6 protein-coding genes and 1 tRNA gene are annotated in these 12,407 nt (G+C 36.9%); 2 read left to right on the top strand and 5 right to left on the bottom strand.

The genetic code is table 11. From position 1 onward, the window contains the following. Positions 1 to 6: 6 nt before the first annotated feature. Positions 7 to 969 carry a ribokinase gene (gene rbsK, locus QNJ50_RS13075; protein ID WP_300635878.1) on the top strand — a complete coding sequence of 321 codons (963 nt, stop codon included), beginning with the start codon at positions 7 to 9 and terminating at the stop codon, positions 967 to 969. 118 nt (positions 970 to 1,087) lie between these two features. Here the strand turns inward: rbsK and QNJ50_RS13070 are convergent. After that, positions 1,088 to 1,160: transfer RNA gene (locus QNJ50_RS13070), tRNA-Phe, on the bottom strand. A 535-nt stretch (positions 1,161 to 1,695) separates the two neighbouring features. Between QNJ50_RS13070 and QNJ50_RS13065 the strand changes: the two genes are divergently transcribed. Then, positions 1,696 to 3,324, top strand: a complete 1,629-nt coding sequence (locus QNJ50_RS13065; protein ID WP_300635877.1) for an iron uptake porin — start codon at positions 1,696 to 1,698, stop codon at positions 3,322 to 3,324. Positions 3,325 to 3,969: 645 nt separating this feature from the next. Here QNJ50_RS13065 and QNJ50_RS13060 read toward each other — a convergent pair. The 4 genes from QNJ50_RS13060 to QNJ50_RS13045 all read right to left on the bottom strand — a co-directional run bounded on the left by QNJ50_RS13060 (position 3,970) and on the right by QNJ50_RS13045 (position 12,010). Continuing rightward, positions 3,970 to 5,691 (bottom strand): NFACT family protein, encoded by a 1,722-nt coding sequence (locus tag QNJ50_RS13060; RefSeq protein WP_300635876.1) that lies wholly within the window; start codon positions 5,689 to 5,691, stop codon positions 3,970 to 3,972. 219 nt (positions 5,692 to 5,910) lie between these two features. Further along, positions 5,911 to 7,215 (bottom strand): glycosyltransferase family 1 protein, encoded by a 1,305-nt coding sequence (locus QNJ50_RS13055; protein WP_300635875.1) that lies wholly within the window; start codon positions 7,213 to 7,215, stop codon positions 5,911 to 5,913. Positions 7,216 to 8,529: 1,314 nt separating this feature from the next. After that, positions 8,530 to 9,000, bottom strand: coding sequence for an RNA-binding protein (locus tag QNJ50_RS13050; protein ID WP_300635874.1), 471 nt, complete (start codon positions 8,998 to 9,000; stop codon positions 8,530 to 8,532). Between the two features lie 658 nt (positions 9,001 to 9,658). Then, entirely contained in the window at positions 9,659 to 12,010 is a 2,352-nt protein-coding gene (locus tag QNJ50_RS13045; protein WP_300635873.1) for a M48 family metalloprotease, read from the bottom strand. Between the last annotated feature and the right edge of the window lie 397 nt (positions 12,011 to 12,407).

Here is a 12,407-nt window from a genome sequence, read left to right as displayed (position 1 = left end):
TAAGTTATGAGTATTATCGTCTTTGGCAGCATAAATAAAGACTTAGTGGCGACAGCACCTCGGTTACCACTAGCAGGAGAAACGCTGCTAGGACGAGATTTTTTTAGTGTATCGGGAGGTAAAGGAGCAAATCAGGCTGTTGCGATCGCACGTTTGGGAATTTCAACTCATATGGTGGGACGTGTTGGTGCTCAAAGTTTTGGTAACGAGCTGATTGCGAATTTACAAGCTGCTGGTGTGGAAACTGAAAATGTTTTTGTTGATGAAACCGTTAATTCTGGTGTTGCAATTATTATTGTTGACGATGCGGGTGAAAATCAAATCATTGTCATACCAGGTGCAAATGGAAGGGTAGACCTAGATGATATCGAGCGATTATCCCGTTTATTACCAACAGCACAAGCGCTTTTACTGCAGTTGGAAATTCCTATCCCTTCAGTTTTAGCAGCAGCAAAAGCAGCTCGAGAAAGGGGAGTAACCGTCATTCTTGACCCAGCACCAGCACGGTCTGATATTCCTGAAGAACTTTTATCCCTGGTGAATATTATTACTCCTAATGAAGTAGAAGCCGGACAGTTAGTAGGTTTTACTGTTGATGGGGAAGAGTCAGCCCACAGAGCAGCAGATCTGTTATTACAAAAGATGACCAGGGGTATCAATAAGTCCAACAATGTTAATTTGAAATGCGTACTGGTAAAACTGGGTGAGCGAGGAGTTTATTGTGCTACCCCCGACCAAAGATTTTTTCTTCCTGCATTTCCCGTTTCAGCTGTTGATACAACAGCTGCTGGTGATGCTTTCAATGGTGGTTTTGCTACAGCATTAGCCGAGGGTAAATCTTTAAGAAAAGCAGTAGTTTGGGGTGCAGCAGCAGGTGCTTTAGCTACTACCAAGCCAGGAGCACAACCTTCTCTCCCCGATCGATTTATTTTCGATAAGTTTTTGCAAGAGCAAGTCGGCGACTATTAGGATATTAGGCTTGAGATGTGCTTTGGCAATTCTACGCAACGAAGGCTATATTTTTGTTTCAATATTGCTAATGTAATAAAAATCCTTGAAACTGCCTTTAGCTTCAAGGATTTCTGTATGCCAGGAACGAGACTTGAACTCGTGACACGAGGATTTTCAGTCCTCTGCTCTACCAACTGAGCTATCCCGGCGGATGTATTTCAATTTACGATTATTAACAATAGCAAAGGTCATAGAATTTTGCAAGCTTTAGCGGAAATTTTTTTTTTAAGATTCAAGATTTTGGGATGGAAATGATTTTGGGGCACAGTTCATCACATCAAATAAATTACTTTATCTAGTTCAAAATACATGTAATAAAAAATTTATATTTGACTACATTAGTGCAGAATAATATCAATATAATTAAAACTATTGAAAGTAGCTTATTATTTTAAATATTTTGTTTTGATTGTATCAATAGTTTCTCATCTGAAAAGAAACATTGCTCGAACTTCAAGGAAAAATACATTTATATAATCAATTGAAGAATTATTGAATAGTAATTTAACTTTAAGAATGGGTAAATATAGTTACTAGCTAAATTAACAAAAAACTATCTTTTGTATAAGATTGTCGTTAAAAATATTGCTTTTTGTACTGATTAGATTAATAATTTCTCAATAAGAACATAGCTGTATAAAGTATTTTGTCATACAGCTAATATTCAGTGTGAGGAATAAAAATATGAAAAAAATTTGGCAATCTTTGCTTACTAGTTCAGCAATTTTTGCAGCGATCGCGAATGTTGGGACTACAGCATTGGCAAATGAAATATCTGCAGCAACAGAATCTCAAACAGAATCAAATTCTGCGATCGTCAATCCAGAAGTTCAAATTGAAAGTGCCAAACAAGATCGACTCATGGCACAGGTGACCTCCGTATCTCAACTATCAGACGTACAGCCAACAGATTGGGCATTTCAAGCACTCCAATCCTTGGTAGAACGTTATGGCTGTATCGCAGGATATCCCAACAGCACATATCGTGGAAATCGAGCATTGACAAGATACGAATTCGCCGCAGGATTAAATGCTTGTCTCGACCGAGTAAATGAATTAATTGCAACTGCAACTGCTGATGCAGTCACCAAAGAAGATATTGTTGCTCTGGAAAGATTACAAGAAGAATTTTCAGCTGAGTTAGCAACATTACGCGGTCGTGTAGATGCAGTTGAAGCACGCACAGCAGAACTAGAAGCAAATCAGTTTTCAACTACATCCAAACTCGAAGGAGAATTGGTGGTAGGTATAACTGATGTGTTCGAAGGAAACACAAATGATGATAATACAGCCTTAGGGGCTAGAGCGCGAATTAACTTCGTTAGCAGTTTTACTGGTAAAGATACACTTTACACTCGGATCCAAACTAATAATATTGTTGCCCCCGATTTAGGTACTCCGGAAGGTGGGTTAGCCTTTGCTGGGGATACGGGAGACAATGATGCAGCTTTAGATGCTTTATGGTACAGTTTTCCACTAACTGAAAAAACTAACGTCATTGCCATCGCTAATGCTGGTGCAGCAGACGATGTAGTCGATACAGTTAACCTATTTGACGGTGACGGTACAGAAGGGGCTTTATCTACCTTCGGTACTCGTAACCCAATTTATGGAGCAATGGATGGTTCTGGTGTCGGCGTTACTCAGGAATTTGGTAAGGGCTTATCTTTAAGTTTGGCTTACTTAGCAGGTTCTGCTAGCGATCCAAGTACTGATAATGGTTTATTTCAAGGATCCTATGGAGCATTAGCGCAACTTACCCTAGAGCCTAGTGATCGCTTTAAAATTGGTTTAACTTACATTAATTCCTACAACCAATTTGGAGGTGCAGGAAGTAATGCAGCAACTTTAAACGTTACATCACCAGTAGACAATGCAACTAATCTTGCAGATACTCCATATTCCAGCAATTCTTATGGCGTTCAAGCTTCTTTAGGTCTGAGTAAAAACCTAGTTTTAGGTGGTTGGGCTGGTTATTCAAATGTACGTAATCTTTCAACATCTCCAGCCTTCCCCGATCGCGGTAAAGCTGACGTCTGGAATTGGGCTGTAACCCTTGGCTTACCAGATTTAGGCAAAAAAGGCAACTTAGGTGGTATAATATTCGGTATGGAACCAAAAGTTACCGATTCAAGTATTGATGGTTTAAATGAGGATAGCGATACTTCTTATCACATTGAGGCGTTCTATCAGTACAAAGTTAATGACAACATTAGTGTAACACCGGGAGTCATCTGGCTCACAGCCCCTGACCACAACAGCAACAACGACGACATTGTAATTGGAACTTTCAGAACCACATTTACCTTCTAATCAGCAACTCAAAATCTGAAGTTACAAAATCTGAAGTTACAAAATCTGAAGTTATTTTTGGCATTTTATTTCTGACATTTTATTTCTGACATTAACTTATCAGAATCTAGAATTTTACTTCCTTGACTCTTGGTTAGAGAAGAGAAAATAATTTTCAGTCTCAAGTCAGGAAATAAATACTTTGTCCTCAGAGGAATAAAGAAAGACCAGCCTACCACAGCTGGTCTGTAAAATAACCTTTTCTTAACGTTGTCTTCTCAAAAGAGTTAAACTTTATCCGGCGCGTTCCCAAAACACATCGGGTAATGTTTCTTAACAATATTGTAACAGGCAACACAGACTTTTAGTGAAAATTTATCAAAAAAAGATAAGAAAGACTAAATCGACCTCTATACTTTAAGAAGAATTTACTTGTAGATTGGGGATTGGGTACTGGCGACTGGCAATTGGGTAAGTTCGCGCCCAAGCAGAGTTTAGTTCAAGTTAATGTTATTGGTAATTGGTATTTGTTATTTTTTATGGGCAATACACACGTTGTTTAGGACGTCATATTTTGCCCAGAAGGGAACAGAGAACAGATAAATGTCCTAACATTTTTGGCGACTGCGATAATAATCCCAATCCCTAATCCCCAATCCCTAATCTTCACTCAACTAAATACGGCTTACCCCAAAGAACCTGCTCTTGTTTATAAATCGCAATTCCTGGTTTCGCACCTTTGGGCTTATAAACATATTTCGGCTGGGTGTAAACCACTGGAACTTGTTTACTTTGACGACTGCGACTGTGGTAAGCTGCGAGATTTGCGACAAATTGTAAATCCTTCGACTTTGGTGTGGTTCCAGCCTCTAATCTAAGTAGTACATGACTTCCAGGAATTTCCTGAGCGTGGAACCAAAGATCATAATCGCCTGCTATTTTGAATGAAAGTTGATCGTTTTGGCGGTTGTTACGACCAATTAAAACTTCAAAACCACCTGGGGTATGGTAACGATGAAAATTGGTACTAGCTGTTTGAGTGGAACTGCGACGACGATATTCTGTATCTTCTAAATATTTTTGTCCGACTAACTCTTCACGAATTTCTTCTAAAGCTTGTAAATCTTCCGTACTTTGGTAATCATTTGTTTGAGAAATAGATGCTTCGACTTGCTCTAAATAATTAATTTCATTCTTGACTTCTAAAAGTAAAGGTTCAACTGCAGAGCGAGCACGTTTAAGTTTTTGATGTTTTTTATAAAGACCTTGAGCATTTTGAACAGCATTTTTATCAGGTTCAAGTTTTACCTTCACTGGTTCTCCAGTTTCAAAATCAGATAGAACCATCTCTTGAATTCCTGGTTTCCACTCATGCAGATGAGCCATTAGTAAATCAGCTTTTTGACGATATTCATCTGCTCGATCAGATTGCTGCAAACGTTCTTCAAAGTTTTGCGCCTTAATGCGCAGTTTGGTCAAAAAATTGTTGATTTTCTGGTTTAATTGATGTTGCAGTTGGGAAAAAGCTTGTTGATTGAGTTTTTCCGTATAGTATTTGTCGATCAATACTTGAATATCTTCAACGGGTTTAACTCCACCCCAACCAAGAACTGTATATCCAGTCGTTGTCAAAGCTGGATTAAAGGTTTTTGCTTCTAAAGACTGCAACCACAGTCGCCAAGTTTGAAAAAGTTTTTGCCACTCCTGAGATGTTAACTTATCAGTGTGGGTTTGGGGATTAATCTCCGATACTTGCAACATTGATTCAAGTAATGATGGCGATATCCCGCGATAAGTCTTAAGTAGTTGACGTTTAATACTTCCTGGAACCAAACTCACCCGTTCCCACCAACGCTCAAAAGGCTCATCTAAACTGGGAATACTATTAGTTAAAGCGGGTGGAGCTTCATATAACTGTCCTGTAAGTACGGGACGCACGCTAGATTTTTGTTGATTGATTTGATGGGCAACAGTAATAATTTGATTGTTTGCATCGGTAAGAACCATATTACTGTACTTACCCATAATTTCCACATACAGGTGATACAGTGGACTTTCGCCGGGACGACGAGCAAATCTTAAATCAATAGCCCGCTCCCAAGGAGCAATAGTTTCTATTTCTATTAATGCCAAACCACCTAATTGATGTACCAATTGTTGACTAAAAGTAAAAGTATCTGGTTTTCGTGGTGGTGGTTCGCCAATACAAATTCTTGCAGCTTGAGGATGGCGAGAAATATCTAACCAACTTCGCCCTTTGAGAGTACGCAAAGCAATTGCAATAGTATATTTATCACGTTGGTGAACCTGTTCTACACGTGATGGAAGCCAGCGATCGCGAATATCGCTGCAAACAGCTTTGAGAGTTGTATAGTCAAAAGTCTGCACGACGATCGCTCATTTCATTAGAAGTCTCACAGTTTAGTATAACTTTGAAGTAAACTAACCCATGGCTTTTTAGTTGACATATACAAAGTTTTTACTGTAACTGAAGTAAACAGGTTTGTAGAGAATCTAAAATATCAAAAGTAAACGGTAAAAGGTAAAAAGCACATCTCAGCTTTGCCTTTTAGCCATTACCGATTTCTGGATTATTCAGTTTTTTATTTACTTCTCAATTAAGCTCGGAGCATCTGTCGGTGTTATGTGTGAGATTTCTGTGTAAAGGTCACTCAATTGATGCGCCACACCATCCCAACTAAACTTAGTCTCAACCCGCTTTCTTCCTCCTTGACCCAACTTATCTCGCCATTGTGAATCAGAAATAATGCGATCAATTGCAGTACTAAAAGCTTCTACATCTTTGGGTGGAGCCAATAAACCTGTTTCTTCGGGAACAACAGTAAACTGTAATCCTCCCACGTCACTTGCGACAACAGGTGTTCCACTCGCCATTGCTTCAATTGCAACTAAACCAAAAGGTTCATAATGACTCGGAACAACGCACACATCAGCCGCAGCATAATACAGCGGTAAATCTTCCTGACTTAAACGACCGGGGAAAAATGCAACATGTCTCATCCCCAACTCATCAACAATACTTTCAATTCGCTCCCGCTCTCTACCATCACTTTGACCGGGACGACTACCACCAGCAACAATTAATTTGAGATTAGGTGAGTTAAATAATTTAGATTTTCGTATCGCCCTAACCAAAGTTTCTATACCTTTTCGGCGGTCGAAACGTCCCACATACATAACTATTTTTTCATCAGGGCTAAATTTCAACTCATTACTTGCAGTTTGAGCTTTATTTCCCAATTTCGCTCTTGCTGCTGCTTTATCAATGCGACCAAAACGTTCAATATCTGTACCGCAAGGAATAATATCAATTTGACCTTCACTTGAGACCCAAGAACGCATGTGTTCTTCTTCCTGAGGAGAAGTAGCCACAATTCTCTCAGCTGTTTCTAATACATTTTTCTCTACTTCCAAGCGAGTATTAGCAATTAAGGGAGCTTTATTAATAGTTTTGTACTTTACTGCCCCTAAAGAATGATATGTATGAATTAGTTGGCTTCCCTGAATTTTTTTCAATTGCATCCCAACCCAAGCAGATAACCAGTAATTGGTATGAATTAAGGGATATATAAAATCATTTTCTTGCTGAAATTTCAGCAAATTATCCACAAATTCAGGTAGGTAATCAAAAATATCATCTCGTGGGACAAAATCTGTTGGACCAGCCTTCAAACGAATAGTTCGGCAATTCTCTGTATGCTCAACAATATCATCTTGTTGTGCATTTACTTTACGGGTAAACATATCAACTTTCCACCCTAATTTCGCCAGTGCTTCACCCACGTGACGGACGTAAACATTTTGTCCTCCTGCTTCTTCTTTTCCTACCTCAATTGCAGGATCTCCGTGAACTGAAATTAAGACGATACGTTCTTCCGTTCTGGAGTTCATAGCCTTCCGATCCTTGATTTAAAGAGGTTTAAACTAGCGCCAAAGTTTCACCTTTGCAGTTCAACCTCAGTTGTCTATTTGTTCTAGTTAATATTTATTTTAATTTAAAACGTCTAATAAATTTACATTCCAGTTACTTTAATAACTTATGTATTATCTATATTAAAAGATGCAAATTATACTTTTAAATCAATAATTTTGCTCAACTTTTATTTCCACTTTAATCTCAAAAATACTTGTAAAGTATAACTATTATTACTCGCACACATGTCAAACAATATATCTAATTGATACTTTTATAGTTTTTTTATACATTTAAACAAAAACAACTTAAAGTAACAAAAAGAACTTTTTTGTTAGTGTTGTCACTTATTTAGAACAGACTTGTAAAATGATTACTTGATGTCTTTATAAAAATTTATATTTTTTTTACATAATACCTTAATAGTTTCAATAAATAGTATGATTAATTACCCATCAACCTGTGTGTATAAAATGCACAATTTATTTATCGTGTTTTAACTAGCAATAAATCATACATATACTGAAAAATCAAAAGCAAGTTATTAATTTGTTATTATCATGACAACTGAAGTACCTGAAATTTTCTTACTTGTTAGAAACCAAGTATGATATGTGAAGATATTCAATCCAATTAATTATTTTTAGGCTCTAGATGTTTGTATCCCCAACGAAATACCATATAAATACATAAACCGGTATCTCTTCTCGATTGCATCGAAGAAGAAGAGATATCAGTCTAGATATAAACATTAAATATCAAGCTTGCAAGAAGAAATAATACGGTGATGTAGTGTGAAACGAAGAACAAAAATACGCCAATATCTAAAAAATATCTATTCGGAAAACTTCTAACTAGAATCAAAAACAGTATTATTTGAAGTCTATAGGTTCTAATCCTATTAGTCTAATCCTATTGACTTTATATTATTCCGATCAAGCTTAAGAACAGTATTCCAAGATCATATATGACGCTAAACACCAGTGAAATCTTCCAAGATAAAGTTATTGATATCAAAATTTATTGATGTTTTGTAATATTCTGAATCAGGTAAATATATTAGATTACCTTCGAGCAAAAATTCTCTTGTTTGGAAATATAAAAATATTATTTTAAATAATAAATGTATCTATGCATCAGTAATTTATGAACTGAGACTAGATAGCAATGAAAAAATTAGAAGCACGGAAACCTTTAACTTTTTCATTCTTTATTAACTATTAAATTAAAAATTAAAAATCAAAGACAGAAAATACTTTGATTTTTAATTTTTAATAACCCAAGAAAACAAATTAATTTGTTGCTTGTGCAGCTAACATCTCCTTGAGTTTCTCTAATTCTGCAGCCCAGCGAGGGTCTGGACGAACTGCATCGGAATCGTGGTGATTGGATGAAGAAGTCTCTTTTGGTGCATTACGACGAGATTTCTTCCCTTTCTTGCCTTCTTTTTGGGAGCTACCAGCACCGCTGGATGCTTTAGCAGCTTGCTCCTCGTTGTTTTCTTCTCCTTTGCTACGAGGTAATGCTTTTTCGATTTTAATTGCAGTTTCTTTAAACATCTGACCATTATATTTTTCAATAATTTGATCAGCTTTCTCATCATTATTGACTGTAATAAAGCCAAAACCACGGCATTTTCCAGTCTTACGATCTTTAATCAGTTTAGTTGTAACTGCATTACCTTCTTCGGCAAAAATTGCTTGTAGCTCTGACTTATCTATTACTTCTTTCGGCAAATTGCCTATGTAAAGGCGAACAGACATTTACTAGACCTCCACGGTTGAATAAACACAAACAGGTAAAAACAAAATTGGCTTTGACTGTTGCTACGTGCTTTTTGATAAATATTGCCATAAACCAATATCTTTTATTCCCAACTGCCAACTTTTTCAACACAGTTTTTTAATGGGATTGAGCTTGTTTTAGGCAGAAGCGCGCACAACGCTCATAATACCTTTATTCTATGAATTTTTAGTTTAAAAGCCTTCCATTCACTACCAAAAAATACTTAACTACCTTAATTTAGGGAATCAAACACCATTCCCTACAATATCACGCTATCCCAATTGCAGCTAGTTCAACTCACACATTTTGTTGCTTGAAATTTAATTATTGTACTATAAAATACATTTTGTCCCAAATTTAATATTTGAGAAACAAAAACCAGCCATTGGCTGGTAAATTCACTGCTGTGTTTGGGGAATTTAAAAACAACTATTGGCTTACACAGTCTCAGAGATAGCTAAATTATATATATATCTAAAACTATTGTTAATAAACTTAACACCTCAGGACATTATGTGCAACTTTTATTTACACATCACTCCAAGCAGTTTTAAGAATGTAGAATTGCCAAGGCGTCAGAGATAAGAAGAGGATGGACAACTATAGGTAAAGTAGGGTTATTTCAATAACTCACAGCTATCCTTGGAGAAAGATATAAGCACCCAAAGCAGTAAAAATGAAAGCAAAAATCATCGACCATATTGGATGAAGTCCATTAATTTTTTTACCACTTTGAGTTTTTAATATTTGAATATCAACCCAAGGTGTCGCACCCCGTCGCAACCAACCGCGAACTATGACTTCTCGACCGACAAAGTCCTGAGGATTAAAGGCTTGTCCCAACCAGGAAATATGGTGTAACTTGAGTAAACCTCTATTAGTTTGCAATATTAAATCTTGTCCTAAATAATTACTGGTACCACGACGACCAAGTAATTTGCCAGTAAGTAAAACAGCATTACTATCAATTGGAAGCGAAGCAGGGTTATTTAAAACGTCGATAAAATTTTCGTTGGTTTGGGCTGAATTGGGTTTAATATCCGGGAAAAATTGGTTAATTCTAACTAAAGTTCCAATACTAAAACCAATTAAAATACAGCCTAAGAGGAAATTCCAATCATCATATATCCACTTCAGATTCAATACTTCAACAGCATAAGCAATTTGCCACACTAACCAAATACCAAAACCCAATAACAAGCCTAAAGGAATTCCCCACCATGGTGCCATACCAATGAAAAATGACTGATGTCGGATTTGCAAGGGCTGTTGTTTTTCTATACTTAACTCTGTTTCCAAACGCCACTGACGAGCGATTTGACATAGGCGTTGAATCCGATGTCCTGTGAGAGGATGACTGTTATTAGCAGCAAACCACCAACGATAGGGATTAAGATATTCCCACATTAAATAGGACTCGAGGGCTATGTGGGGTGCGATACTTCCCAAAGATAAACTTTGTTTGTATCCCAGTGGTAAAAGTAAATTCAAGCTTTCTAGTAAATAACTAGTTTTTTCTTGTTTTTCAATATCTCCAGCAATCCCAATTGCCATTTTAAGTAAAGCACGAATTGCAGCGTTGGGGTGACCTGTCATTTCTGCAGCGCGGCGATCGCTATAGTAATGGCGTAATTGGGAGAACCATAAACTAGTACCAGTCAACACATACCAAATACAGTAAAAGAAATTGGCGAAAACTCCTAAAAAGGAACGTCCAATTTTGTTTGGTAACCAGTCCCCCCAACGGGAAATCATTTGGTACAAACCATAAATTGGTAGAGTCACCAATAGGTAAAGGGAGGTTAATCCAATATCACCATAGGTAATGTGTCCCAATTCCATTCCATAAACTGCAGCAATCTCATCATTTTCTAGTTGGTCTAGGAGTCCTTGAGTAACTACAATCCGAGCGGTACGGGACAAATTTCCATAGGAATAAGCAAATGGAGCAGATTCTTGCAAAACAAATAACTGGGGTATTTTCCACCCTCTTTGCTGACAGTAACGTATTAATAGTCGATTAGCTGCAGGGCTATACCTGTTTAGTTGCTCTTGTTGTAAAGTTTGTTGGGGATAAAACTTACTCAATAAGATATCCAATAACCAAGGAGAAGCTATAGCAAGAACAATAACAACTGCTAGTAAGAAATAAATTGGATCGTAATAAAGGAACTGTAATGGTTCCACAAACGGTAACCAGTTCAAAAGATGATTGACTGATTCCATCAATAAGACCAATAAAAATCTCATTGTCCAGAATAATGCAACCGATGTTAAAACCATCACTACCCTCAGGGGAAGTAATTTAGGTTTCGGTAAAGGTTGCCACATTTTTGCTTTTGGTGCTTTCCGCCAGTAGACAGTTACTCCTCGAGTCGGTAGTTCTTCGTTACTAGATTTAGATTGTTCAAATGTTTTTGGAGATTCTTGTTTATTCTTAGTTTGATTATCTTTGGTTTGATTATCTTGAGATTGATTTTCCTTTATTTGATGATTTATCTTATGTTGTTGCCTCAGGGTTTTATCTTGGTGAAATGTTTCTCGACTACTTTCACTGTTTAGTAATTCCACTACAGTAGAGTTATCCTGAGTTACAAGTTGTGATGAAAATAAATTCTCCTCAAGAGGAGCAGAATCTTTATTTTCAAAGGGAATAAAACCTGTTGCTTCAGGTATATCTTCGGGTTCACTTTTTGACTTCAGTTGTTCCTTGGAGCGCTTAGCTCGAAGTTTTTTTAAGGAGAGATTTGCCCATTCTCTCACTTCTTGATTATCACTTTCACGCAGATCTTCACACAGAGAAATGGCTGTACTAACTTCACCAGTCCGGGAATAAGCCACAGCTAATCCGATTGTTGCTTGTAAAACATCGGAATAATTAGTTGACTGACTGATGAAGCCATCTAATATAGTTATTGCAGCTTGGTAATCTCCCTGTTTGAGAGCATTTAAACCAGCCTGAAGGGATAGTTCGGAATGTGATGGCATTGGAACTGTAACTCAATTATTGGACACAGCCACCCATTATTTTGACCTTTTGGGTAACTCTTAGTTTACTAAAAATAGGAGGGTAAAAAACTGGTAATTTCTAGCAAAAGCCCAAAATATAACCATCAGTCATATGGATTTAGATTGAGTTTTCAATCTAAACGTTGATAACTTTTTTGCCCAAAATCATAGGATCTACTTACTTAAGGAAAGATTACTCAACGGGAAAACCAAGAAATAAATAGTTCCAAAATATTCCCATACTGGTAGCTTTACTTGCAGGATGCGATCACTCACACCTCAAACAGGCTAAAAAACAAGGTATAGATTTCAATTTATTGGAAATAGTCAATAAACTGAAACTTATAGTAATAAAGTAGGTTACGCAGTAAATCGA

Origin of the sequence: Mastigocoleus sp. MO_188.B34, from assembly GCF_030065675.1 — a bacterium.
In the GTDB taxonomy this organism is placed as follows: Bacteria; Cyanobacteriota; Cyanobacteriia; order Cyanobacteriales; family Nostocaceae; genus Mastigocoleus.
The sequence above is the reverse complement of the archived record's forward strand: the minus strand, read 5'-3'. Positions and strand labels throughout refer to the sequence as shown.

Bases quoted from the DNA above. Each gene is read 5' to 3' on its own strand.
- QNJ50_RS13055 (WP_300635875.1), bottom strand. From the start codon at position 7,215: ATGAACTCCAGAACGGAAGAACGTATCGTCTTAATTTCAGTTCACGGA.
- QNJ50_RS13045 (WP_300635873.1), bottom strand. From the start codon at position 12,010: ATGCCATCACATTCCGAACTATCCCTTCAGGCTGGTTTAAATGCTCTC.
- rbsK (WP_300635878.1), top strand. From the start codon at position 7: ATGAGTATTATCGTCTTTGGCAGCATAAATAAAGACTTAGTGGCGACA.
- QNJ50_RS13050 (WP_300635874.1), bottom strand. From the start codon at position 9,000: ATGTCTGTTCGCCTTTACATAGGCAATTTGCCGAAAGAAGTAATAGAT.
- QNJ50_RS13065 (WP_300635877.1), top strand. From the start codon at position 1,696: ATGAAAAAAATTTGGCAATCTTTGCTTACTAGTTCAGCAATTTTTGCA.